Annotated in this window: 16 protein-coding genes, 1 tRNA gene and 1 pseudogene; 7 read left to right on the top strand and 11 right to left on the bottom strand. The window is 64.3% G+C overall.

Features of this window, described 5'->3' with window-relative positions:
* Window positions 1–27: 27 nt before the first annotated feature.
* The 5 genes and pseudogenes from ilvC to WG908_RS00775 form a co-directional block, all read left to right on the top strand.
* Window positions 28–1,047, top strand: a complete 1,020-nt coding sequence (gene ilvC, locus WG908_RS00755) for a ketol-acid reductoisomerase (RefSeq protein ID WP_340184642.1) — start codon at window positions 28–30, stop codon at window positions 1,045–1,047.
* 149 nt (window positions 1,048–1,196) lie between these two features.
* The gene (locus WG908_RS00760) at window positions 1,197–1,823 is read left to right on the top strand and encodes a YceI family protein (protein ID WP_340184643.1); all 627 of its coding nucleotides are present in this window, start codon (window positions 1,197–1,199) and stop codon (window positions 1,821–1,823) included.
* Between the two features lie 293 nt (window positions 1,824–2,116).
* A complete protein-coding gene (gene leuA / locus WG908_RS00765) occupies window positions 2,117–3,793 on the top strand; it encodes a 2-isopropylmalate synthase (RefSeq protein ID WP_340184644.1) in 1,677 nt (558 codons plus the stop codon).
* Between the two features lie 315 nt (window positions 3,794–4,108).
* A complete protein-coding gene (locus tag WG908_RS00770) occupies window positions 4,109–4,330 on the top strand; it encodes a YozE family protein (RefSeq protein ID WP_340184645.1) in 222 nt (73 codons plus the stop codon).
* 226 nt (window positions 4,331–4,556) lie between these two features.
* Window positions 4,557–4,733: pseudogene (locus tag WG908_RS00775) on the top strand (DUF6961 family protein); the annotation flags it as partial.
* Window positions 4,734–4,837: 104 nt separating this feature from the next.
* On the opposite strand, the gene WG908_RS00780 reads toward WG908_RS00775, so the two are convergent.
* From WG908_RS00780 to WG908_RS00795, 4 genes are all read right to left on the bottom strand, one after another.
* Window positions 4,838–6,538: a hypothetical protein gene (locus WG908_RS00780; RefSeq protein ID WP_340184647.1), complete on the bottom strand. Its 1,701-nt coding sequence runs from the start codon at window positions 6,536–6,538 to the stop codon at window positions 4,838–4,840.
* Window positions 6,539–6,928: 390 nt separating this feature from the next.
* Window positions 6,929–7,004: transfer RNA gene (locus WG908_RS00785), tRNA-Ile, on the bottom strand.
* A 25-nt stretch (window positions 7,005–7,029) separates the two neighbouring features.
* Window positions 7,030–8,067 carry a polysaccharide deacetylase family protein gene (locus WG908_RS00790; protein ID WP_340184648.1) on the bottom strand — a complete coding sequence of 346 codons (1,038 nt, stop codon included), beginning with the start codon at window positions 8,065–8,067 and terminating at the stop codon, window positions 7,030–7,032.
* Window positions 8,068–8,118: 51 nt separating this feature from the next.
* Window positions 8,119–9,789, bottom strand: a complete 1,671-nt coding sequence (locus tag WG908_RS00795) for a sensor histidine kinase (protein ID WP_340184649.1) — start codon at window positions 9,787–9,789, stop codon at window positions 8,119–8,121.
* 176 nt (window positions 9,790–9,965) lie between these two features.
* On the opposite strand from WG908_RS00795, the gene WG908_RS00800 reads away from it, so the two are divergent.
* Window positions 9,966–10,439 carry an Lrp/AsnC family transcriptional regulator gene (locus WG908_RS00800; RefSeq protein WP_340184650.1) on the top strand — a complete coding sequence of 158 codons (474 nt, stop codon included), beginning with the start codon at window positions 9,966–9,968 and terminating at the stop codon, window positions 10,437–10,439.
* A gap of 42 nt (window positions 10,440–10,481) precedes the next feature.
* On the opposite strand, the gene WG908_RS00805 is transcribed toward WG908_RS00800, so the two are convergent.
* Both WG908_RS00805 and WG908_RS00810 read right to left on the bottom strand, forming a co-directional pair.
* Window positions 10,482–11,774: a tetratricopeptide repeat protein gene (locus WG908_RS00805; protein WP_445326640.1), complete on the bottom strand. Its 1,293-nt coding sequence runs from the start codon at window positions 11,772–11,774 to the stop codon at window positions 10,482–10,484.
* 78 nt (window positions 11,775–11,852) lie between these two features.
* Complete coding sequence (locus WG908_RS00810; RefSeq protein ID WP_340184651.1) at window positions 11,853–13,124, bottom strand: hypothetical protein; 1,272 nt, start codon at window positions 13,122–13,124, stop codon at window positions 11,853–11,855.
* Between the two features lie 249 nt (window positions 13,125–13,373).
* On the opposite strand from WG908_RS00810, the gene gyrA reads away from it, so the two are divergent.
* On the top strand, window positions 13,374–16,073 hold the full coding sequence (gyrA, locus tag WG908_RS00815) for a DNA gyrase subunit A (protein WP_340184652.1): 2,700 nt from the start codon (window positions 13,374–13,376) through the stop codon (window positions 16,071–16,073).
* Here the strand turns inward: gyrA and glgX are convergent.
* The 5 genes from glgX to WG908_RS00840 are packed head-to-tail and all read right to left on the bottom strand — an operon-like array spanning window position 16,068 to window position 25,361.
* Entirely contained in the window at window positions 16,068–17,954 is a 1,887-nt protein-coding gene (gene glgX / locus WG908_RS00820; protein ID WP_340184653.1) for a glycogen debranching protein GlgX, read from the bottom strand. The genes gyrA and glgX overlap by 6 nt on opposite strands.
* On the bottom strand, window positions 17,951–19,390 hold the full coding sequence (gene glgA, locus WG908_RS00825; RefSeq protein WP_340184963.1) for a glycogen synthase GlgA: 1,440 nt from the start codon (window positions 19,388–19,390) through the stop codon (window positions 17,951–17,953). Before glgA ends, glgX begins: the two co-directional genes overlap by 4 nt.
* Window positions 19,391–19,400: 10 nt before the next feature.
* Window positions 19,401–20,660: a glucose-1-phosphate adenylyltransferase gene (gene glgC / locus WG908_RS00830; RefSeq protein WP_340184654.1), complete on the bottom strand. Its 1,260-nt coding sequence runs from the start codon at window positions 20,658–20,660 to the stop codon at window positions 19,401–19,403.
* Between the two features lie 45 nt (window positions 20,661–20,705).
* Window positions 20,706–22,865: a 1,4-alpha-glucan branching protein GlgB gene (glgB, locus tag WG908_RS00835; RefSeq protein WP_340184655.1), complete on the bottom strand. Its 2,160-nt coding sequence runs from the start codon at window positions 22,863–22,865 to the stop codon at window positions 20,706–20,708.
* A gap of 30 nt (window positions 22,866–22,895) precedes the next feature.
* A complete protein-coding gene (locus WG908_RS00840) occupies window positions 22,896–25,361 on the bottom strand; it encodes a glycogen/starch/alpha-glucan phosphorylase (RefSeq protein WP_340184656.1) in 2,466 nt (821 codons plus the stop codon).
* Between the last annotated feature and the right edge of the window lie 49 nt (window positions 25,362–25,410).

Genomic DNA, 25,410 nt, shown 5'->3' on the forward strand with positions numbered 1-25,410 from the left:
AGGATATGAAAAGGGAAGATACGGACAATGAAGGTATATTACGATCGTGACGCGGACATCGGCCTGATCAAGGGCAAGAAGGTCGCCATCCTGGGTTATGGTTCGCAAGGCCACGCCCATGCGCAAAATCTGCGCGACAGCGGCGTTGCTGAAGTCGCCATCGCGCTGCGTGCCGGTTCGGCATCCGCCAAGAAGGCGGAAGGCGCGGGCTTCAAGGTTCTGGCCAACGCGGATGCCGCTGCATGGGCCGATGTGCTGATGATCCTGGCGCCCGACGAACATCAGGCCGAAATCTACGCCAACGACATTCACGCCAATCTGCGCCCCGGCGCGGCGCTGGCCTTTGCCCATGGTCTCAACGTGCATTTCGGCCTGATCGAGCCGCGCACCGACGTCGACGTCATCATGATCGCGCCCAAGGGCCCCGGCCATACCGTGCGCAGCGAATATCAGCGCGGCGGCGGCGTGCCCTGCCTGATCGCGATCCACCAGGACGCGACCGGCAACGCGCATGATGTCGCCCTTTCCTACGCTTCGGGCGTGGGCGGCGGCCGCAGCGGCATCATCGAAACCAATTTCAAGGAAGAATGCGAAACTGACCTGTTCGGCGAACAGGCAGTGCTGTGCGGCGGCGTCACCCACCTGATCCAGGCCGGTTTCGAAACCCTGGTCGAAGCGGGCTACGCCCCGGAAATGGCCTATTTCGAATGCCTGCACGAAACCAAGCTGATCGTCGACCTGCTGTATGAAGGCGGCATCGCCAACATGCGCTATTCGATCAGCAACACCGCCGAATATGGCGACATCACCACTGGCCCGCGCATCATCACCGACGAAACCAAGGCGGAAATGAAGCGCGTTCTGGCGGACATCCAGTCGGGCCGGTTCGTCAAGAATTTCGTCCTCGACAACCGCGCCGGCCAGCCCGAGCTGAAGGCCGCGCGCAAGCTGGCAGCGGCGCACCCGATCGAGAAGACCGGCGCCCAGCTGCGCGCGATGATGCCCTGGATCGGCGCCAACAAGCTGGTGGACAAGGACAAGAACTGATCGCGGCATGAACCGTGGATGGCCGGTTTCAACGCCGTGACCCATCCACTCCGACCCGGAACGATCCGTTTCCGGTTACGGGTCTGGAACAATCGAGGGGCGCAACCTATTGTGGCTGTGCCCCTTGATCGTTTTCCGGAGAGTCCCGCATGAAAAAATACCTCATCCCCGCCGCCGCCCTCGTCGCCCTGACCGGCGGCACCGTCCTGATCGCGCAAGCGCCGATGGCCGCGCCGGGCACCAAGGATGCGACCAAAGTCACAGGCGGCAGCTACACCGTCGACCCCGGCCATACCCAGATCGTCTTTGCCTATGACCATATGGGCTTTTCCAACAATATGGGCGTCATCAGCGAATCCACCGGCACGCTGACGCTTGATCCCAAGAACCCGACCGCCGCCAAGGTGTCGATCGACGTCCCCGTCACCAATATCAGGACCGGCATTGCCAAGCTGGACGAACATCTCGCCAAGCCCGACTTTTTCGATACCGCCAAATTTCCCAAGGCGACCTTTGTGTCGACCGGCGTAAAGCCCGACGGCGCGACCGGAGCGGACATCATGGGTAATCTGACGATCAAGGGCATCACCAAGCCGGTGACGCTGGATGCCGAATTTTACGGCGCGGGTAAGGCCCCTGCCATGGCGGGCGGCAAGGAGAATATCGGCTTCGTCGCCACCACGACCATCAAGCGCAGCGATTTCGGCATGGGCTATGGCGTGCCGATGGTTGGCGACGCGATAGAACTCAAGATTATCGCCGCCTTCCAGAAATAAAGCTGCCCTGCCTCATGCGTCCCCGTCATTCCCGCGACTGCGGGGATGGCGGGCCTGGGCAGCGTTGCAGATAAGAAAACAACTGGACGCCCCCGGCCCGACGCGGCTATGATGGCTTCATCATGCAGAGCTTCGCGCTTCTTTCCTTGCTACGACTTACACGCCCTTAGGCGTGGTTTTTCGGCTGCCTTTCGATTATGGGCAGCAACGATACGCCTAAGGGCTTCCCATCGCTGATAGTCGTTAACCGAGCCGCTGCGGCGCGCTCGTTCGCATGAAGAAGTAACTGCCCGATGATGCTGACCGATCCAAGCCAGAAATACCGCGCCTTCCCGCAGGTGAACCTGCCCGACCGCCAATGGCCCTCCAACGTCATCACCGCGCCGCCGCGCTGGCTGTCGACCGACATGCGCGACGGCAACCAGTCGCTGATCGATCCCATGAACGCGGAAAAGAAGCGCCGCTTCTTCGACCTGCTGATCAAGATCGGCGTCAAGGAGATCGAGCTCGGCTTCCCCAGCGCCGGCGCGACGGAGTTCGACTTCATTTCCGGCCTGGTCAGGGATGGCGCTATTCCCGACGACGTCATCGTCCAGGTGCTCACGCAGGCGCGCGCCGACCTGATCGCCACCACATTTGAATCGCTGCGCGGCGCTCCCCGTGCGATCGTTCATGTCTACAACGCCGTGTCGCCCGCCTGGCGCAACATCGTGTTCCAGATGGATCGGCCGCAGATCAAGGACATCGCGCTCAATGCCGCCAAGCTGCTGCGCGACAATGCCGCCAAACAGCCCGATACCGACTGGCATTTCGAATATTCGCCCGAAACCTTTTCGACCGCCGAACTGGATTTCAGCCTGGAATGTTGCGAGGCGGTGATGGACGTCCTCCAGCCCACGCCGGACCGGCCGCTGATCCTGAACCTGCCCGCGACGGTCGAAGCGGCGACGCCCAACATCTATGCCGACCAGATCGAATGGATGTGCCGCAACATCTCGCGCCGCGACAGCGTCGTCATCTCGCTCCATCCGCACAACGACCGCGGCACCGGCGTCGCGGCGGCGGAACTCGGGCTGATGGCCGGGGCCGATCGGATCGAAGGCTGCCTGTTCGGCAATGGCGAACGCACCGGCAATTGCGACTTGGTGACGGTCGCACTCAATATGTACACCCAGGGGATCAACCCGGCGCTGGACTTTTCGGATATCGACACCGTCATCCAGACGGTCGAATATTGCAACCAGTTGCCGGTCCATCCGCGCCATCCCTATGCCGGCGAACTGGTGTTCACCGCCTTTTCGGGCAGCCATCAGGATGCGATCAAAAAGGGCTTCGCCGCGCAGGATGCGCGCAACGACCTGATCTGGGATGTCCCCTATCTGCCGATCGATCCCAAGGATCTGGGCCGCGATTATGAAGCGGTGATCCGCGTCAATTCGCAATCGGGCAAGGGCGGGGTCGCCTGGGTGCTGCAACAGGACAAGGGCCTGAAACTGCCCAAGCGGATGCAGGCGGATTTCAGCCGCGTGGTGCAGGCGCTGGCCGATGAAACCAGCCGCGAACTCAATGCCGCCGATATCTGGCAGGCGTTCGAGGGGCATTATTGCCTGGTGTCGGACCAGCCCTACAAGCTGCTCGATTATCATGAAACCGGCGTGGCGGGCGATCGCATCTTCACCGGAAAGATCGGCTATCAGGGCGGAACCCGCAGTGTGTCGGGCCGGGGCAATGGCCTGCTCTCCAGCGTGCTGTCCGCATTGCGCGACGAGTTCGGGGTCGAGCTGGAGATTGCCGACTATAGCGAACATGCGGTCGGCGCGGGGAGCGATGTCAATGCTGCCGCCTATGTCGAATGCCGCACCCCTGATGGCCGGACCCTGTTCGGCGTCGGCATGGACAGCGACGTCGCCACGGCGTCGGTCAAGGCCGTGCTGTCGGCCGCCAACGGCCTGGCCCGGCATATGGCCTGATCCGGCTTTGCCCTTTCCGGCTGATGGCTGCATCGGCGGAGAGGGCAAGGCCGCGTGCGAAAGCAGGCGGGCGCCATGGCGGAGCTTGGAGCACCGGCGGATAAAGCCCTTCGGCTCGCACCAGGCGAGGCGAAGGGAATTGGTGGGCCCGGCACCTACTGAAAAAGCATGCTGCATTAGCTTGAAACCGTCGGTTCCGACGTTTCAATTCGGGCTAGTGCCCCCACGGATGCCCCCAAATAAATAAAGTTTTCCCGGCGCTATCCCAAGCCTCCATCGTGGACCATCTTAGCCATTTTTCCGATGGAGTTGCGCATGGACACGAACGAGTCGGGCGAAGGCTTTGGAGCCTGGCTACTCAAGCAGACGAAGCGGGACGACTGGATAGGCACGCTTGCGAAGTCGGCGAAGGCCGACCCCCGGTTTCGCGCCAGCACGAAGCCGGACGAACTGCGCAAGCGGTTGCAGGAGGCTAGTGCGGAGGGCGACAGCTTCGAGGCGCTGGATGATGCGGAAACTGCATGGACGAGCGAATGAGGGATATCGCCAACGCCGTCTGTGTCGAGGACGATTTGATCGCCGTGAAAGACCGGTGTGAAGCAGGCGATGTCAGCTATACACACCTGACCAGTGGACTTAAGGCCGGAACCATCGTGGTCTGCCGGTCCCCAGAGGATGCGAACCGCCTCCTCGCACCATATGGGCTACGCGCCCATGCGCGGGTTCGAGACGATCACTGTTGACAGATTAGGAGCTATGGGCCTGCGCGCAGCGGGTGATCAAGCAGCACGGGGGCAAGGCCCCGCTGCACGTCGCCTCCCGGATCGGGGAACTGGCGATATTAAACGACCATGAGGGCGTCGAGACATGGCGGGCAATCGCCACGCGCGTGGACCAGCTTATGGACTATCTGCCGGGCAAGCTATTGAGCAAGCAGTGACCGGCACCCCTGTGACGTCGCGAGTTCACCATTACGTGACTTGGCGTATGGCCTCCTGGCTGGCGGCGGGGGCGCTCGAACACGCCCGCGCCGCCTCTACTCCTTTAAAGCTTAACTCGTACGATGCCGTCGGCCGACTTATAAAAGCGGCCTGACGTTAGGCCCGCTGCTGCTGCAGCTGCCTCATTTGCATATGTCGATAGTTCCGTGCCGTAGATTGCTCGGACATAAAAGGCGCGCACGCGATTGGTGGCTGTGCCGATGTCATAGTCAACGTCGCTAGTCGGGGAGAAGGTAAGGCCATTAATCATCCAACGCGCCGTGGCATTGACAGCCGCGAACGTAATTTCAGTGTCTCCCCGCAGCTTCAGGCCACCGACATCAGCTTGGACCTGGGCGGTTCGAACATTCGCAAGATTTCGAGTGGACGTGCCAATCACATGCGTGGCAGCCGTGCTCGGCGCCAGCCCGGCTGCGCCAATCGTCCAATTTAACACCCCAGCTTCTGTAATATCGAGACTTGTTCCAGACGCACGTTCCAGCGTTAACTTGTCATTTGACGCGACGCTGCGGCTATAGACATTGGCAAAATTTTCCAGGGTCGTACCGACAGCGCCAACGTTGTTCGTCTGGGGGCTCGGGCCATCTAGGCCATAGATCATTTCACCAACATAACGCCGACCCTGGTAGTGATTGAGAATTACGGACCCTACACCCCGGTTCCCTGAATCAAATGAGCCCTTGTCGGTGCCATCCAGATACAGGTTAGCCCGAATAAAACGGCCCGCAAATTCGATCGAGCCGGTGCGCGAGAATACCTGCACTCGGCCATAACCAGGATCCAAGTCTGTGGCCGCTTCACCATAGCCTTGGATGTAGACGCGGTTGATGCGGTCCGCATAGAGCATGTATTGTGCACCGCGGCTGCGAAGCGTTGCACCAAACATCCAGATACCCTGTCCGGCCTGAGCAGCATTCAGTATAGCCGCGTCCAACCAAATACTTGCTCCTTGGGCGTTAGCGCCATCATTCCTAAATTCGCAATCAATGAAGCGGATATCTGATGTCCCGGCAGGCGCCCATACCCAATATTTCGTTCCGGAAACGGGGCTACCCGTAAGCGGAACAGAGGTATTATACACAGCTGGATCGCGATTGGTGCCGCGCAGCTTGAATCCACGCAAACCGCCGAAATAACAGGAAATCGATTCGAATTCGCAAACTCCGTCGTCCTCCTCAATGCTGCTGCGAGGCAAGGGCGCGACCCGCTCACCGTTCCGCCATGTCGCGTTATTGACGGAGCTCCACGTCGCGTCCAGGTAGAGGCCCGCGTCGGCCCACGACCCGGAGATGTTGACGTTCCACAGTTTTACCCGACGTACGGCCGGCACGAAGAAGCCCGCATGCCAAATATTGGGTGAAGCAACATAAATGGAAATATCGCGCATATAAGCGCCAGGCCCACCTGCGACAAATGCTGGTCGAAACGGAGCATCATTCACAGTAGGATTGATGTCTGTCCAGACTACATCGGTGCCGGCCCAGGTGCTCGCAACGATGAGCGTTCCCGGCAAGGTTGCGGGATCACCCAAGTTGAGTTTCAAGGGGTTAACGAATCCTTCGCCGATAATGCCCTTGCCCGGTGGGATGATAATCGTATCATTTATTTCATGGTAATAGGGCGCGGTGGTTTTGCGTGGTATTAGAAGTCGAGACACCAAGGGCGATGCCAGCGCGGCCTTCACTTTGTCGGTAAAAGTTGCGCCGGAAAAATCATCGGGGATTGGGAAATTGGCACCTGGCACAAAACTCTCCTCGCTCAGTCAAACCACTTGAATGGGCATGCTGTCAGAGTCGCAGGGTCGGGTCACGCCCTCGTTGGTGATGGGGATCGGATCGTCGAAGGTTAACTTCCCCTCGTCGCTAAAGTGTGCTTCACCTGCGGTCGAAGCACGGTGGCAGCTTCGGCATGCATCTTAGGAAGAGACAATCATCTCCGCTGCCCGCCGCCGGTCGATCGCGTCGATATCGTCCACGTCGTCTCCACCTCTTCCATCTGGAAACGAATATCATCACAGTGCTCAAACTTACCTTCGGCGATCGTTTGCGCTATGCGCGAAACGACGGCTTTAGAACCGCTAGTTTATCTCTCCCTTTCAGTGTTTTACACACCGTTTTCGGGCGGCGAAGGGAATTGGTGGGCCCGGCAGGAATCGAACCCGCAACCTAGCCGTTATGAGCGGCCAGCTCTAACCGTTGAGCTACAGGCCCCACCGACGGCGGGGATTAGGACGCATCAGGCGGCTTGGCAAGCCCGCGCGCGCGTCGGGACCGCGCGCAAAAGCTCATCGAGGCTGGCGGCCGCCACGCCGCGACGCGCCAGGTGGGCCAGCACCCTGTCCCACCAGGTGTAGAAGGCCGCCCGCCCTGCCTCGTCGCGGACATAGGGCGTATGCCCCGGCTCCAGCGTGGGCGAATGGAAGCTGAAATTGAGCACGCGCGCGCCCTCGCCGATCAGCGCGTCGATCGCGGCGATCGCTTCTTCCGCGCGCACGCCTTCTGGTGTCAGCGGCACGCGGCTGAGCAATCGCCCCCGCGCCAGTGCGCCGCCAAGCGGCCCCATCGCCTGCGCCGCGCGATAGGCGCTCTCCCCCGCCCCGCGCATCAGGCCGGTGAAGGCGGTCGACAGCGGCAATTCGACCAGACCGCGCGACGGCCCCGTCCAATAGGGATGGATGGGCAGCCCATGAAAATCCGGCCCCTGCTGCGGCGAATAATCGAACCGGCTGCGAACCGAACTGTCGAGGCGGAAGCCCGCTTGCTCCAGCAGGCGCGCGCTGTTGGGACCAACGCCATAGCGACCGGCGCGATAGGCGAGCGGGCGCTGGCCGAAGCGTTCGTCGATGCGGTCGCACAGCGCCGCGAGCTTGGCCCGTTCCACATCCTCGGGCAGAAAGCCGACATAGCTGTTGCGAAGGCACACCTGTTCGACATGGGGCGGGTTGACCCAGGGGTGGAGATGCGCGCCGATGTCGGCCGCGCCGTCCGCCACCCATTGCGCCATCATCGCGGCGGCGGCGTCACTGTCGATCACCGGATAATCCGTGACATAGACGGGCCGCACCCCGGCAGCCGCGAAATAGGCCTGGCCGCGCGCCATGCCGGCGAGCGCGGTGACCCCATGGCCGGTCCGGCTGAACGGCGCGTCCCAGTCAAACTCCTCTTCGGTATCCACAAACAGCATGAAGCGGGTGCCAAAAGCGGGATCGAGCGCGATCATATCGCACGCATCGGGCGCGGCCAGCAAATTGCCATCGTGAGAAAAGCGGGTCATGCGCGGCAAACTATCGGCCAATGGTTGCGATTGGGTTGTCGCGGATGCGGATCACAACCGGCCCGCTTCGCTTTCCCCCTCATCCGAAACCGCCGGCATCGTCAGCAGGAAGCGCCGACGGTCGATCTCCAGCGAGCCGCCGCACCCGGCGGCCAGACTGCGCACCAGCCGCAACGAAAAGCCAAGGCCCAACAGCGGCCCATCGGCCCATTCGCCGTCGGGCATGTAGCCCGGATCCAGCAATTGCGCCTCTTCCATACCTGCAAGCGTCGTGGGCCGGTCCAGCGCCACCACCACACGTCCTACGCTCTCGTCGGGCTGGAACCAGCAGGAACCGGTCACGTTCGTACCGGGTCCGGCGACCGACACGAGCGTGCGCAGCAGATGCTGGACCATGCGTTCGCCCTGTACCGGATCGATGCGGACATTGGGCAGTCCACCCGCAACGCTGATATCGACCCCGCGCCCGTCACCGTCCTGTTCGCCCGAAAAGCGGGCGGCGACCTGCGCCACCAGCAGCGCCGGATCGACCGGCCGGGGGGCTTGAGGCTCATCCCCGCGAGACACGCGCGCAGCAAGATCAAGATCGTCGAACGCCGCGAGCAGGTGGCGCGCATCCCCCACGATCTTGCCGGCCATGTCGCGATATTCCGGCGCTGCGGGACCAAATAGCTGCTGCTCGATAATTTCGGCAAAGCCCAGTATGGCGTTCAGCGGGGTACGCAGTTCATGCACGAGCTGGCGCAGGGATTCGCCCGACAGGCCGGGAAAGGCATCAGGCGTGGCCGCGGATGCCGCGACTTCGTGCAGATGCGGGCGGCGCGCCTGGCCGCGATAGCCCTGGAACCGCCCGGAACGCGGATCGAAAAAGGGCGTCGCCGACAGGCGCCACTCGCCCGCCATCGATCCGCCAATGATGGTGAAGCGACCATTCTGGAAACCGCTGCGCCGCGCAAATGCGCCCGCGACATGACCGTCGGGTCCGCTGCCCCCCGATATCGCCGGTTCGCCAAGGGTCAGGCCGACCAGCGCGGCGCGTGGCCCTTCGCCCACCCAGACCAGCGTGCCCAGCGCGTCGGTTTCAAAGGTGAAGGCGCGGATTTGCCCTTCGGGCGCGGCTTCGGCGGCGGCGCCCTCGCCATAGGGGCGGCGGGCGCTGGTGAACCGCTCGATACGATCGACCAGGTTGCGGATCTGGTCCGGCGCGACGATGGCGGCGGGCGGCGCCGCCATATCGGGCGTCAGCAGCATGGCCGGCTCAGCCTGCGCGTCGGTGGTCAGGACGAGGTCGGACTGGCCGAAGGCCTGAAGCGCGCGCGCGGTCTGCGATCCGATATCCCGACGCGCGCGCAGCACGCCGCGCGCGGTCGGCGACAATTCGCCCAGCAGCGATGGCCACAGCGCGTCGGGCAATTGCGCGCGCGACATCGCCGCCGCGACGATCGAGGGGCGGTCGGCGGCGAGAAAGCGGACCAGGGCGGGCGAGCACAGGCGGTTGCCAAGTTCCACCACGGTCGCGAGCCGCTGGGTTTCCGACACCTGATTGCGCAGGCCTTCCATGCGAGCGACCAGCGCATCGCGTTCTTCGGGCGCAAGGTCGGCGCGCCCGACGCGATCGCGCTGGGCGAGCAGGTCAACGCACTGACGCCATAGAGTCACTGCGCCCGGCCCGCTCCGTTCACCGGCAGCGAGCACCGTCTGCGTAAGATCGTTGAAGCGCAACCCAAGTCCCCATGTCCATCGGCATTCGCGACGGCTCATCATGGATAAGCCGGGATCGCGGAAAGGGAAAGAGTCCGCACGAGTCCCGATGCGGACCGTCGCATAGTGGGACAATTGCATTGCGAGGAAATATTATTATGATGCAGCCACATATCCGGAAAGGAAATAATCGAAGCATGGCCGGCCCCAGTATCGACGATATCGACATGCAGATCCTGGCCGAATTGCAACGCGATGGACGGATGACCAATGTCGAACTGGCGCGAAAGGTGGGCCTGACCGCGCCACCGTGCCTGCGACGGGTTCGCGCGCTGGAAGATATGGGCGCCATTTCGGGCTATCATGCCGTGGTCGATCCGGGCCTGCTGGGCTTTACCATCACCGTGTTCGCGATGGTCAGCCTAAAGAGCCAGGCAGAAGCCGATTTGAAGGCGTTCGAGGATCATGTCGCGGCGCTGCCCGAAGTGCGCGAATGCCATATGCTCAATGGCGAAATCGACTTCATCCTGAAGGTCGTGGCAAAGGATCTGCAAAGCTTTCAGCATTTCCTGACATCCAAGCTGACCCCCGCGCCCAACGTGGTCAGCGTCAAGACCTCGCTGACCATCCGCACATCGAAGAACCTGCCGGGGGTGCCGCTGCCCGAATAGGGCGGCACGACCGGCATCATGCGCGAAACCAGGTGGCCGGGATCAGCTACCGGCGACCGCCTGTGTCCGTGCGAGGACCGGCGGCGGGGTCGACGATGCGCTTTGTCGGGCCTGCTGGTCGACCCATACCGCCCAGAATCCGGCGACATTGGCCCATTCGCCATTCGCCTGAGCAAGCGACGTCCGCGCATTGGCCAGATCGCCCGAGCGCGCCAGCGCGACGCCCAGGCGGCTGTTGACGCGACCTGCATCGACACCGCCCTTGGCCAGAGCGAGGCGATAAAATTCCACTGCCTTGGGGAATTGCGACAGGGAAAAATATTCGTCGGCGACTTTCGCCGCCGCGCTGCCATCGCCGGCGGCGGTCGCCTTTCGCGCCAACGCCGGCAAGGCGCCGATTTCCTTCGCCGCCTTGGGCGTTACCGTCTTCATCAGGCCCGCCGTCACCGTCTGGGTCGCGACCAGCTTGCCGGCGGCCCGACCGGCCTCGATGATGGCCTTGGCTTCGGCATTGTGGCCGCTGCGCTCCGCCAGCGAAGCATAGGCCTGGAAATCGCGCTCGCTGGCCATGGCGCCCACGGCGGCCTGCAAGCGATAAAGATCGAGTTGCACCTGCGGATTCATGCCGGGCGCGGTCAGGTAATTGGCGATGGCGCTGCGCCAGTTGCCGGTGGAAGGATATGCCGCCAGCCGCTCGCGATAGAGCGCGCCGACAGCGGCCCAATCGCCGCTCTGATAGCCAAGGGCGATGGCGCGGTCATACCAGGCCGCGGGGATCGGGCGGCCGGCTGCGCGATATTGCGCCAGCAGCTGATCGACAAAGGGCCGCGCCTCGCGGGGCTTGTTCCGGCGCATCTGGATGTCGGCCATCAACATGGTCGCGTCGATGCCGGTATAGCCGAGCGTGCGCGCATAATTCAGCTGCGCGACGGCATCGTCATAATTGCCGACCTGAAAGGAATATAGCCCCGCCATATAGCGCAGGCGCGGCGCATCGGCAGGCGGAACAGACGCCGTCTTGAACATATCGGTCAACGCGACGCGCTGCGCCTGAATGTCGCCCCGGCGCGTCGCCGCCTCGAACCGCAATCCGGCAGCGGCATAATTTTCGAAATCGCTGGTCGGCTGAAGCGTCGAGAGGCGCGAAACCGCCGTTACCAGGTCACCCGCCTCCAGCGCGGCGCGCACGGACGCGGCAGCGGCACGGAAGCTGTCCGACATGGCGATGACCGGCCCGGCGGCGTCCTTTTTCTTAGCCTGGACGGGTGCGGCCAGCAACATGCCTATCGCGGCGCTGCCCGCCACGATCCTCGACCCTCGACGCGCACGATCCATAGCCCCTGAAACTCGGCACATCTTCATCCCCCTCCATCATGATCGGGGAGCGGGCGCGAACGCCCGCTCCCTATCGTCTTATACGCCCTTGGTCGACAGATAGGACAGCCACAGGCCGGCAATCTGCTTGCGCGCGCCATTCTGTACGGCGGAAAACGCAGCCTTGGCGCCCGCCAGATCGTTGCTCTTGGTCAGGGCGATACCCATGCGCGTGTTGATTTCGTCGGCATCGACGCCACCCTTCTGCCTGGCCACCTCGAACAGGCTGGCGGCCTTGGCATAGTCGCCATAGCCAAGATAGGCGTCGGCGGTCGCGGCCGCGATCTTGCCGTTGGCGGCTTTGCGCGCGTCGGCTTCCGCCGCGCCCAGCGTCGCCTTGTCGCCCGCGATACGCGCCACGGCCTGCTGATAGAGATCGCCGCCCTGGGCACCGCTCAGCACGCCCTTCGCCCGTCCGGCATCGATGGCCGTCTTCACTTCACCGTAAATGCCGGTCTTGGACGCCATTTCCGCATATTCGGTAAAATCGCCCGCCAGAACAAGGCCGCCAGATATCGACATCAGCCGCAACACATCGAGGTTTTCGCGATTGCTGATCGACGGATTGGCCCGCTGGAACAGGCGAATGAGCGTACGCAGATTTTGCCCGCTCGGGTCCGCCTCGAATGCCATCCGCGCCCAGTCGGTGATTTCGGGCAGCTTGGCGACTTCGGAGCGGCTGACGCCGATCTGATACCATTGCGCCGGAACCTGCTGCCCCGCCGCCTTCATCGCCGTGGCCGCGGCCTTCAACGCCGCCAGACCCTGGACATTGAAGCCGCGTGCCGGCTCGACCGAACCGTTGCCCGTTCCCGCCTTGCCGAAATAGGCCTGCGCCAGCGTCACGTTGACGGCTTCGGGCCGGAAATTCGCCTGGATGGCGGCCTGCGCCCGGCTGATCGCCAGATCGTAATTCTTCGCGGCCAGCGCCTGTTCGGCGGCGGCGGCGGAAAACTGGCCAACCTGATCGGCGGGGGTCAATCCGCTGTCGAGCATCACCGACAACGCTTCGCCCTGAAGCGCGCTGTCCTTGGTTTCGATAGACAGGTTCAGCTTGATCGCCGCTGTCTGATAGCGGTCGTCGTTGGACTTGGCGAGCCCCTCAGCCTGAGCGATCGACGCCTTGGCCGCCGCGAAATCCTGCTTCTGCATCGCCTGCTGGGCCGCCTGCAGCGCCTTGATAACATCCGCCGACACGTTGAGCTTGGGGGCCTTGGATTGCTGTTTCTTCTGCGCCATGGCGGGCGTGGACACCGCGCCGCTGGTCAGTGCCATCGCCAGCACGAGCGCCACGGGGGAAATAAAACGCATATCTCTTCTCCTTAACGCCCTCGGGACAGGCGACTTTCAGTTGAGCACCGGTTAGGGGCCGGCGCGTGAATGGCCGTTGAACAAGCCTATAGCTGCCGATTTTGCAACTGTCATGTGCGCGATCCGTTCCGCGCCGGACCCTCTTCATCCACGCGCGCGGGCGCGCGCGCATAGGCGCGAGGGGTGACAGGATTGTTTCGCTCGGCTAGGGCGGAAGCACCTGTCAGACACCTGAAAAAGAGAATCGCATTGACCGACGAGACCCTGCTCGCCGACCCCTCGGATATCAGCCCCGTCAGCATCGTCGACGAGATGAAGACGAGCTATCTCGACTATGCCATGTCGGTCATCGTCTCCCGCGCGCTGCCCGACGTTCGCGATGGTCTCAAACCGGTGCATCGGCGCATCTTGTTCGCCGCGCAGGAAGCCGGCTTCACCTATAATCGCCCCTATCGCAAGTCGGCGCGCCTGGTGGGCGAGGTGATGGGTAAATATCACCCGCATGGCGACAGCTCGATCTATGACGCGCTGGCGCGCATGACCCAGGACTGGTCGATGCGCGTGCCGCTGATCGACGGCCAGGGCAATTTCGGGTCTATGGACCCCGACCCGCCGGCGGCGATGCGTTACACCGAAGCGCGGCTGGCGAAGGTCGCCAATGCGCTGCTGGAAGATCTCGACAAGGACACCGTCGACTTCACGCCCAATTACGATGCTTCGGAAAGCGAGCCGCAGGTCCTGCCCGCCCGCTTCCCCAACCTGCTGGTCAACGGCGCGGGCGGCATCGCGGTCGGCATGGCGACCAATATTCCGCCGCATAACCTGGGCGAAGTGCTGCGTGCCTGCCTTGCCTATATCGAAAATCCCGGCATCACCGTCGATGAACTGATCGCCATCGTCCCCGCCCCCGATTTTCCCACCGGGCCGCTGATCCTGGGCCAGTCGGGCGCGCGCAGCGCCTATCACACCGGGCGCGGTTCGGTGATGATGCGGTCGCGCCATGTGGTCGAAAGCACGCGCGGCGCCAAGAGCGACGGCCGCGAATCCATCGTCCTGACCGCCATTCCCTACCAGGTCGGCAAGAACGGCCTCGTCGAAAAGATCGCCGAAGCCGCCAAGGACAAGCGGATCGAGGGCATCAGCGACATTCGCGACGAATCCAGCCGCGAAGGCGTGCGGATCGTCATGGATCTGAAGCGCGACGCCACGCCCGAAGTCGTGCTGAACCAGTTGTGGCGCAACACCCCGGCGCAATCGAGCTTTCCGGCCAACATGCTGGCCATCCGGGGCGGCCGCCCCGAATTGCTGAACCTGCGCGACATCATCGAAGCCTTCGTGCGCTTCCGCGAAGAGGTCATCACTCGGCGGACCAAGTTCGAACTGGCCAAGGCGCGCGACCGCGCGCACATCTTGCTGGGCCTGGTGGTCGCGGTCAGCAACCTGGACGAGATGGTCAGGATCATCCGGGGATCGTCCAGCCCCGCGCAGGCGCGCGAAGAGCTGCTGGCGCGCGAATGGCCCATCGGCGAGATCGCGCCCTATATCCGGCTGGTAGAGGCGATCGACACGGAGATCGCCGGCGACGTCTATCGCCTGTCGGACATTCAGGTGCGCGCGATCCTCGACCTGCGCCTGCATCGCCTGACCGCGCTTGGCCGCGACGAAATCGGCAAGGAACTGGCGGAACTGGCCGAAGCCATCGCCGAATATCTCGCAATTCTGGGCGATCGCGTGAAGCTCTACGCGGTCATGCGCGAGGAGTTCGAGGCGATCGAGCGCGAATTTGCGACCCCGCGCAAGTCGGAGATCACCGCCGCCGCCGATGGCATCGACGATGAAGACCTGATCGAGCGCGAGGAGATGGTCGTCACCGTCACGGTCCAGGGCTATATCAAGCGCACCCCGCTCGAAAGCTTCCGCGCCCAGGCGCGCGGCGGCAAGGGCCGGTCGGGCATGGCGACCAAGGACGAAGACGCGATCACGGAATTGTTCGTGACGTCGACTCATACGCCGGTGCTGTTCTTCTCCACCGCCGGAAAAGTATATCGCATGAAGGTGTGGCGTCTGCCCGAAGGCGGCCCGGCGACGCGCGGGCGGCCGATGGTCAACCTGTTGCCGCTCGGCCCCGGCGAAACCATCCGCACCGTGCTGCCGCTGCCCGAGGACGAGGAAAGCTGGAAGGATCTGCACGTCATGTTCGCCACCGCGAACGGCACCGTGCGCCGCAACAGCATGGACGCCTTCGCCAATGTGCCGAGCAACGGCAAGATCGCGATGCGCTTCGATGAAGGGTCGGATGACCGGCTGATCGGCGTCGCCCTGCTGACCGAGGACGACGACGTGCTGCTCGCCACCCGGCAAGGCCGCGCGATCCGTTTCCCCGCGACCGACGTGCGCGAATTCCAGAGCCGCACATCGACCGGCGTACGCGGCATGACGCTCAAGGATGGTGACGAGGTGATCTCGCTCACCATCCTGCACCGGGCGGGCACCAGCCAGGAGGAGCGCGAGGATTATCTGCGCTTCGCCCCGTGGAAGGGCGAAAGGGAAGGCGAACCGGCCATGACCCCGGAACGGTTCGCCGAACTACAGGCGAGGGAACAGTTCATCCTGACCGTCTGCACCAACGGCTATGGCAAGCTGTCGTCGGCCTATGACTATCGCCGCACGGGACGCGGCGGCCAGGGCATTCTCAACATCGACAATATCGAACGTAACGGCCCGGTCGTCGCGAGCTTCCCGGCGCGCAAGGAGGATCATCTGATGCTGGTCACCGATCAGGCGAAGATGATCCGCATGGGGCTGGATTCGATGCGCGTGATCGGGCGGAACTCGGCGGGCGTGCGGCTGTTCAACGTCGCCGACAATGAGCATGTGGTGAGCTGCGCCCGGATCGAGGACGTCGAGGATGACGTCGCGGCCATCGAGGACTCACCCACCGCGTCATGACCGGGCGGGTGGGTGGGCGATCCAGCCCACCGCCCTGCCCGCGACGCCGATGTCGCCCCAAGCGGTCTTGAAAACGCATGGTTCGTCCGCACCGTTGACGCAGATGGCGACCGCTGCCTGGGGCAGGCACAGCGCCACACGCCGGGCGTCGGCCGCTTCCCACCGTTCGGGCGTCATCGGCGCGCCGCCTTCGTCGCTCCAACAGCCTGTGTCCGGGGTCAGCAGCGCGGTGTCGCGCAGCGCCGCCACCCGCGCGCGCAGCGCCGCCAGCATGACGGCGCAGGCTTCGATCTCCTCATCGCGCGCCGCCCAGTCCAGCCAGGTGATCGCATTGTCCTGCGCATAGGCATTGTTGTTGCCGCGCTGGCTGCGGCCGAATTCGTCACCGGCGGTCAGCATGATGGTGCCGCGTGACAGGAACAGCGTGGCGAGCAGCGCCCTGACGTCGCGCCGCCGCGCCGCAACCACGTCAGGGTCGTCGCTCGCCCCTTCGACGCCGTTGTTCCAGCTCAGATTTTCGCCATGGCCGTCGCGATTATCCTCGCCATTGGCATGATTATGCCTGGCTTCATGCGCGACCAGGTCGGCCAGGGTGAAGCCGTCATGCGCGGCGAGGAAATTGACGCTGCGGGTCCCCGCTTCGCCTCCGAAGATGTCGGACGATCCCGCCAGCCGCGTTGCGAAGCGCCCCAGCGTGCCCGGATCGCCGCGCCAGAAACGGCGCATGTCGTCGCGATAACGGTCGTTCCATTCCAGCCAGCGGTCGCCGAACCGCCCAAGCTGATAGCCGCCCGGACCGATATCCCACGGCTCGGCGATCATGATGCGGTCGCGCAGGACCGGATCGGCCCCGATCTCCGCCAGCAGCGGCGCACGGGGATCAAAGCCGTCCGGCATCCGCCCCAATGCCGTGGCAAGGTCGAACCGAAAGCCGTCCACGCCCGCCTGCTCGATAAACCAGCGCAGCGAATCGAGGATCATGCGGCGGTTGGCGGGACGATTGCAATCGATGCCGTTGCCCGTTCCCGTATCGTTGATCAGCGTCCCGTCGGCGGCATGGCGGAACGATCCGCGCGCATCCAGCCCGCGCAGCGACAGTGTCGGTCCCATCGCATCGCCTTCGCCATTATGGTTATAGACCATGTCCAGGATCACGCCGATCCCCGCCGCCCGCAATGCGGCCACGGTGTCGCGCAACTCCGCCATCCCGCCGGGCGCGATGCGCGGGTCGAGCGCGAACCAGCTGACCGGATTATAGCCCCAGCCGTTGTGCAGCCCAAGCGGCCCTAGATGCCGCTCGTCGATCCAGGCGTTGATCGGCATCAATTCGACGGCGCCGACGTGCAACGCCTTCAAATGCGCGATCACCGCCGGATGCGCGAGCGCGGCGATCGTGCCGCGCTGGCCCTTTGGAATATCGGGGTGCAGCATGGTGAAGGCGCGGACCTGCAACTCGTATATCAGCGCGCCCGGAACGAACAACGGCGGCTGGAGCGGGAGGGGATCGCAGGGCGCTTCGACCACCCCCTTGGGCATCAGCGGCGCGGTGTCGGGCCCCTGCCCCCGCATGGCGGCGAGCGCCGGATCATAGGCCAAGGCACGGTCCAGCGCGGTCGCATAAGGATCGAGCAGCAGCTTGTCGGGATCGAACCATGATCCGCCGCCGGGATCGTACGGCCCATCGGCGCGCAGGCCGTAGCGCGCGCCCGCGCCGATGCCCGGCACGAACACCGACCAATGGCCATCCTCCGCCCGCGCCATCGGCCAGCGTTCCTCGCGGTCCAGCGCGTCGAACAGGCAGAGCCACAGCGCGCTCGCATCGGGCGCGCGCACCGTGAAGCGCACGCCGCCCGGCTCGACCGCCGGCCCCGGCCGCCTCACCCCGCCTGCCTGATGAGGTCGGCGAACAGGGCGGCATAGCGGCCGGCGCTGCGATCCCAGGAAAAGTCCGCCTTCATCCCCGCCCGCTGCATCGCGCGCCAGCCCGCGCGGTCGCCATGCAGCGCGATCGTCCGCGCGATGGCCCGGCCCAGCGCCGCCCCGTCGTCGGGCGCATGATGCACGCCGGTCGCAACCCCGGCCGCGACCGCCGCTTCATTGGCGTCGATCACCGTATCGCCCAGGCCACCCACGCGCGCCACCACCGGCACGCAGCCGTAACGCAGCGCATAAAGCTGGGTCAGCCCGCACGGTTCGAAACGCGACGGGATCAGGATCGCGTCGCCGCCCGCCTGCATCAGGTGCGACAGCGGCTCGTCATAGCCGATATGCGCCGCCACCCGGCCGCGATGCCGGTCGGCCGCCGCCAGGAACGCGCCTTCCAATGGCCGGTCTCCGGTGCCCAGCAGCGCCAGCTTGCCGCCCCCCTCCACCAGGCCGTCGATCGCCTCGACCAGCAGGTCCATGCCCTTTTGCCAGGTCAGCCGGCTGACGACGATGAACAAAGGCGCGTCATCATGGTCCAGGCCGAATGCGTCTTCGAGCGCGCGGCGATTGTCCCCCCGCGCGCCCATCGCCCGCGCTGAAAAGGGCCGCGCGATCAGGGCGTCGTTCACCGGGTCCCAGATCGCCCGGTCGATACCGTTCAATATGCCATGCAGCCGGTCGGCGCGCGCGCGCAGCAATCCGTCCAGTCCCATGCCGTCGCCAGGCGACAATATCTCCTGGGCATATCCGGGGCTGACGGTGGTGATCGCATCCGCTGAAATCAGCCCGGCCTTCAGGAAGCCGATGCCGCCATAATATTCGACCCCGTCCACGCTCCATGCCTGGGACGGCAGCTTGAGCTGCGCGAAAATCTCCGCCGGAAAGCGCCCCTGAAAGGCAAGATTGTGGATGGTGACGACGCACGGCAAAGCGCTTGCGTCAAACCGCATATAGGCTGCGGCCATCGCCCCCTGCCAGTCATGGGCATGGACGATGTCGGGCCGCCAGCCCTTGACGCCCGCGCCGGCGATGTCCGCCGCGACACGCCCCAGCGCCGCGAACCGCCGCCAATTATCGGGCCAGTCGCTGCCGGTGGCGTCGCCATAGGGGCCGCCTTCGCGCACGAACAGGCCGGGCGCATCGAGCACCAGCAGGTCAAGGCCATCGACGGTCGCCGCCAGCAACCGCGCGCGCGCGCCGAACAGATCGTCATAGGCCAGCATCCTGCGCGGCTTGCCCAGCCGGGCCAGGATCGCGGGATAGCCCGGCACAAGCGTGCGAACCGCGACGCCCTGCGCCCCCAGCGCGCCGGGCAGCGCGCCCACGACATCGGCCAGCCCGCCTGTCTTGATGAGCGGATAGATTTCCGACGCGACGGCCAGGCAGCGGATCGGCGTCACGTCAACATGCCAACCGGTCGATCATCGCCTGGGTGATCAGGGTCACGCCATTGTCCGACACGCGAAAGCACTGCGCGTCCTGCGCCGGATGTTCGCCGACGACCAGGCCCGGCGGGATGATCACGCCTGAATCGACCACGCATTTGTGCAGCCGCGCGCCCCGACCGACGATAGAGTCGGGCATGATGACGCTTTCGGTGACCGACGAAAAACTGTGCGTCCGCACCCCGGAAAACAGCAGGCTGCGGTGAAGCGATGAACCCGACACGATGCACCCGCCCGCGACCAGCGACGATGTCGCGGAACCGCGCCGGCCATCCTCGTTATGGACGAACTTGGCCGGCGGCGTCACTTCGGAATAGGTCCATAGCGGCCAGCTGCGGTCGTACAGGTCGAGCGAGGGGACGACATCGGTCAGGTCGATGCTCGCCTGCCAATAGGCGTCGATCGTGCCGACATCGCGCCAATAGGATCCAGCCTCGCTGTCGGCGCGGACGCAACTGCTGGAAAAACGATGCGCGACCGCCCGGCCGCCGCCGACGATATGGGGAATGATGTCCCCGCCGAAATCGCGCCCGCTCCTGGGGTCGGCGGCGTCGCGGCGCAATTGTTCGATCAGGAAACGGGTCTGAAAGACGTAAATGCCCATCGACGCCAGCGCCATGCCCGGCTGCCCCGGAATTTCGGGCGGATTGGCGGGCTTTTCGACAAAGGCGGTTATGACGTCATGGGCATCGACATGCATGACGCCAAAGCCGCTCGCTTGCGCGCATGGCACCTCCAGACAGCCTACGGTCACGTCCGCGCCGCTGTCGACATGCTGCTGGAGCATCAGCTCATAGTCCATCTTGTAGACATGGTCGCCCGCCAGGATCACCATATATTCGGGGGCATAGCTTTCGATGATGTCGATATTCTGGAACACCGCATCGGCGGTGCCTTCATACCATTGGCTTTCCGACACGCGCTGGCTGGCCGGCAATATATCGAAGCTTTCATTGCGTTCGGTGCGAAAGAAATTCCAGCCGCGCTGCAGGTGCCGGATCAGCGAATGCGCCTTGTACTGGGTGGCGACGCCGATGCGGCGGATGCCGCTGTTGAGCGCGTTGGACAGAGCGAAATCGATGATCCGCGCCTTGCCGCCGAAATGGACCGCGGGCTTGGCCCGCCGGTCGGTGAGCTCGGCGAGCCGGCTTCCCCGCCCGCCCGCCAGCACATAGGCCATGGCGTCCCGCGCGATCGGCTGATGGCGTGACTGCATTGTCTTACCCTCTCCTGCCCGGCGTCGCGACATATCGCGCGCGGATCACCCTTCCGGTTCGAACATCAGCGTGGCGAGCGGCGGCAGCGCAATGTCCACCCAGCCGTCGCGATCGGCGCGGATCAGGCCCATATTGCCGAAGTCGCCGCCGCCATAATAGCTCGCGTCGCTGTTCAATATCTCGCGCCAGCGCCCGCCCTGCGGCAGTTTGAAGGCATAACGGTTGTGCGCCAGCGGCGTGAAGTTGCTGATGACGACGATCGGCGGCTGGTCCGGCGCGCGGCGGACCCAGGCAAAGACGGAATCGGCGGCGGCATCGGCCAGCAGCCATTCGAACCCGTCCGGTTCGCAATCGCGCGCATGGAGCGCGGGCCGCGATCGGTAAAGCTGGTTGAGATCGCGGATCAGCTGCGACACGCCGCGATGCGGGGCATAGTTCATCAGCCCCCAATGCAGGTCGCCATCCTCGCTCCATTCGTCGCGCTGGGCGAATTCCTGGCCCATGAACAGCAGCTTCTTGCCCGGATAGCCCCACATCAGCGCATAGAAAGCGCGCAGCGTCGCGAATTTCTGTCCGTCGTCGCCCGCCATCTTGTGCAGCATCGACGATTTGCCATGGACCACCTCGTCATGGCTCAGGGGCAGCACGAAATTCTCGCTGAAGGCATAGAGCAGGCCGAAGGTCACATCGTCATGATGATGCGCGCGGTGGATGGGGTCGCGCGCCATGTAGCGCAGCATGTCGTGCATGAAGCCCATGTTCCATTTGAACCCGAACCCCAGGCCGCCTTCGTGCACGGGCGCTGAAACCTTGGGCCAGCTCGTCGATTCCTCGGCAATGGTCATCACGCCGGGGCGCGTGCCGTACAGCGTCGCGTTGACATCCTTGAGGAAGGCGACCGCTTCCAGATTCTCGCGACCGCCCTGTTCGTTGGGCACCCATTGCCCATCCTCGCGCGAATAATCGAGGTAGAGCATCGAAGCGACCGCGTCGACGCGCAGCCCGTCGACATGATAGCGTTCGGCCCAGAACAGCGCGTTGTTCAGCAGGAACTGTGCGACTTCACGCCGGCCGAAATTATAGATCGCGGTGTTCCAGTCGGGATGAAAGCCCTTGCGCGGGTCTTCATGCTCGTAAAGCGCGGTGCCGTCGAAACGGGCAAGGCCGTGATCGTCGACCGGAAAATGCGCCGGCACCCAGTCCAGAATGACGCCGATCCCGGCCTGGTGCGCCCCGTCGACGAAGCGCGCAAACCCCTCCGGCTCGCCAAAGCGCGCGGATGGGGCATAGAGGCCGGTGGTCTGATAGCCCCAGCTTGGATCATAGGGATGTTCGGCGATCGGCATGAATTCGATATGGGTAAAGCCCATATGCACGACATAGGGGATAAGGCGCGCGGCGAGCGCATCCCAGTCCAGAAAGCCGCCATCCTCGGCCCGCTGCCAGGACCCGGCATGGACCTCGTAGATCGAAATCGGCTGGCGACGGATGTCCAGGCTCGCCCAATGGTCGCGATGGGCGGCGTCGCCCCATTCATGCGTCAGCGGGGCGGTAACGATCGACGCCGTCGCGGGCCGCAGTTCCGATCCAAAGGCGAACGGATCGGCCTTGAGCGGCAGCAGCGTGCCGTCCGCGCCCAGCAGTTCATATTTATACGCGCAGCCAGGGCCGATATCGGGCAGGAAAATCTCCCATACCCCGGCGTCGGCCCGCCGCCGCATGACCGCGCGCCGCCCGTCCCAGCGGTTGAATTCGCCCACCACCGACACGCGCCGGGCATTGGGCGCCCAGACCGCGAAATGCGTGCCCGGCACGCCTTCATGGACGATGGGGTGCGCGCCCAGCTTGTCGAACAGCCGGTGGTGCGACCCTTCGGCAAGGAAATGATCGTCCAGCGGCCCCAGCACCGGGCCGAACCCATAGGGATCGGTCATCCAATATTCTTCGCCATCGGCATAGACGGCGCGATAGCGCAGCACCTCGTGCGCGGTGATCGCGACCGGCCCGCCGAACAGCCCGGCCGGATCGAGCATCGCCAGATCGCCCACCGCCTCGCCGTCGAGCCGGTAAGCGGAAACGGCTTGCGCGTCGGGCAACATGACGCAGGCCGAAAAGCCGTTGCCCTGGGGATGCACGCCCAGCGCCGAAAACACGTCGTCATCATGTCCAATAACCAGCGTGGCGATCCGGTCACTCGTCAGCATAGGCACTCCCAGTCGCCGGCGTACCGGTGGTCAAGCAATCTTCCAGATATCGGCGGCATATTCGCGAATGGTGCGGTCCGATGAGAACCATCCCATGCGCGCAACATTGTGGATCGCCTTTTGCGCCCATATGGCCTGGTCCTTCCACAGCGCATCGACGCGCCGCTGGGCGGCGGAATAGCTGTCGAAATCGGCGGCGACCATGAACCAGTCGTTCGTCCATATGCCATCTATCAGGCCCTTGTAGCGATCCGGGTCGTCGGGAGAAAACACGCCGCTGGCGATCGCGTTGAGCGCCTGGGTCAGTTCCTTGCTTTGGTCGATGACGTCGCGCGGGGCATAACCGGCGGCGCGGCGGTCATTCACCTGCTGCGCGGTCAGGCCGAAGATGACGATATTATCCTCGCCCACATGATCGCGCATCTCGACATTGGCCCCGTCCAGCGTGCCGATGGTCAGCGCGCCGTTGACCGCGAACTTCATGTTGCCCGTACCCGACGCTTCCATGCCGGCGGTCGAAATCTGTTCGGACAGGTCGGCGGCGGGAATCATCACTTCGGCCATGGAGACATTATAGTTGGGCACGAACTGGACCTTGAGCAACCCCTGCACCGCCGGATCGTGATTGATCGTGCGCGCGACGTCGCCGGCCAGCTTTATGATCAGCTTGGCGTTGTGATAGCTGGGCGCCGCCTTGCCGCCGAACAGCTTGACGCGCGGCACCCAGTCCTTTTCGGGATGCGACCGGATCTGGTCGTACAGCGACACCGTCTCGATCAGATTGAGCAATTGCCGTTTATATTCGTGGATGCGCTTGATCTGGATGTCGAACAGCGCCCCCGGGTCGATCCGGGCGTTGATCCGCTGGCGCAACAGCGTCGAAAGCGCCCCCTTGTTGGCGCGCTTGACGGCCAGGAACTTGTCCTGGAACGCGCTGTCGGCGGCAAAGCGGTCAAGATCGCGCAAGGCTTCGGGGTCGTCCATGAACCCATCGCCGATCGCCTCGCGGATCAGCCCCGTCAGCCCCGGATTGCACTGCATCAGCCAGCGGCGATAGGTGACGCCATTGGTCTTGTTGTTGATCCGCGCCGGATACAGCTTGTGCAGGTCGGCGAACACCGTGACCTTCATCAGGTCGGTGTGCAGCGCCGACACGCCGTTGATGCTGTGCGATCCGGCAAAGGCGAGGTTGCCCATCCGCACGCGCCGCTCGCCCCCCTCGTCGATCAGCGAGATCGTGCCGATCCCCTGGTCGTCCAGCACGCCGCTGCGCCGCGCTTCCGCCAGCAGGCGGCTGTTGATCGCATAGACGATCTGCATATGCCGGGGCAGCAGCCGCTCGAACAGCGGCACCGGCCAGCTTTCCAGCGCTTCGGGCAACAGCGTGTGGTTGGTGTAGCTGAAGGTGCGCCGGGTGATGTCCCACGCCTCGTCGAAGTCGAGGCCGTGATCGTCGAGCAACAACCGCACCAGTTCGGCCACCGCCACCGCCGGATGGGTATCGTTGAGCTGGATCGCCGCCTTGTCCGGCAGGGTGGTTATGTCGCCGAAATATTGCAGGTGCCGGCGGACGATGTCCTGCAGGGACGCGGAGGAGAAGAAATATTCCTGCCGCAACCGCAATTCCTGACCCGCGGGCGAACTGTCGGCGGGATACAGGACGCGCGCCAGCGCTTCGGCCCGGTTGCTTTCGGCCAGCGCGCCCAGATGGTCGCCGGCGTTGAACCTGTCGAGCAGGATCGGGTCGATCGGCTGCGCGGTCCACAGCCGCAGCGTGTTGACCCGCTTGCCGCGCCAGCCGGCGATCGGCGTGTCATAGGGGGTGGCGATGACGCGCTCGGCCGGCCGCCACTGCATCTGGTGCGGGCTTGCGCTGTCGCCTTCGGCGGGGTCGACCCGGCCGCCGAAGCCGATTTCATAGCTCGCCTCGCGCCGCTCGAACTCCCACGGATTGCCGTGCGCCAGCCAGGTTTCGGGCAACTCGACCTGCCAGCCGTCCGATATTTCCTGCCGGAACATGCCGTTGACATAGCGGATGCCATAGCCATAGGCCGGCACGTCGACCGTCGCCATGCTTTCCATCAAGCAGGCCGCCAGCCGCCCCAGGCCGCCATTGCCCAGCGCCGCGTCCGGCTCCAGTTCCGCGATCAGGTCGATGTCGACGCCCAGCGATGCCAGCGCCGCCTGCATGTCGTCCAGCATCTCCATGTTGGACGCGGCGTCGCGCATCAGCCGGCCGATCAGGAATTCCAGGCTCAGATAATAAACCCGTCGCCCTTCTTCCTCATAGGTTTTCTGGGTCGACGTGATCCAGCGGTCGATGACCCGGTCGCGGATCGACAGGATGACGGCGTGCAGCCAGTCATGCGGCTTGGCCGCCTGGGCATTCTTGCCGATTCGATATGTCAGCCGCTCGACGATTTCCTGCGCCAGTACCTGCGGATCGAACTGGCGGGGGGCAGGCTTGGGAAGGTTGGTCTGGCCCTGGAGGTTCACGTGTCGGTCCCCTGCGATGTCGGGCCGATGATGACACAGGCATGGCCGC

Origin of the sequence: Sphingobium anseongense, assembly GCF_037725245.1 — a bacterium.
Taxonomy (GTDB): domain Bacteria; phylum Pseudomonadota; class Alphaproteobacteria; order Sphingomonadales; family Sphingomonadaceae; genus Sphingobium.

What these genes read in the sequence shown, in the direction of transcription:
- glgB (WP_340184655.1), bottom strand. Translation starts at nt 22,865, where the DNA reads ATGCTGACGAGTGACCGGATCGCCACGCTGGTTATTGGACATGATGAC.
- ilvC (WP_340184642.1), top strand. Translation starts at nt 28, where the DNA reads ATGAAGGTATATTACGATCGTGACGCGGACATCGGCCTGATCAAGGGC.
- WG908_RS00760 (WP_340184643.1), top strand. Translation starts at nt 1,197, where the DNA reads ATGAAAAAATACCTCATCCCCGCCGCCGCCCTCGTCGCCCTGACCGGC.
- WG908_RS00790 (WP_340184648.1), bottom strand. Translation starts at nt 8,067, where the DNA reads ATGACCCGCTTTTCTCACGATGGCAATTTGCTGGCCGCGCCCGATGCG.
- leuA (WP_340184644.1), top strand. Translation starts at nt 2,117, where the DNA reads ATGATGCTGACCGATCCAAGCCAGAAATACCGCGCCTTCCCGCAGGTG.
- WG908_RS00805 (WP_445326640.1), bottom strand. Translation starts at nt 11,774, where the DNA reads ATGGATCGTGCGCGTCGAGGGTCGAGGATCGTGGCGGGCAGCGCCGCG.
- glgC (WP_340184654.1), bottom strand. Translation starts at nt 20,660, where the DNA reads ATGCAGTCACGCCATCAGCCGATCGCGCGGGACGCCATGGCCTATGTG.
- WG908_RS00810 (WP_340184651.1), bottom strand. Translation starts at nt 13,124, where the DNA reads ATGCGTTTTATTTCCCCCGTGGCGCTCGTGCTGGCGATGGCACTGACC.
- WG908_RS00800 (WP_340184650.1), top strand. Translation starts at nt 9,966, where the DNA reads ATGGCCGGCCCCAGTATCGACGATATCGACATGCAGATCCTGGCCGAA.
- WG908_RS00770 (WP_340184645.1), top strand. Translation starts at nt 4,109, where the DNA reads ATGGACACGAACGAGTCGGGCGAAGGCTTTGGAGCCTGGCTACTCAAG.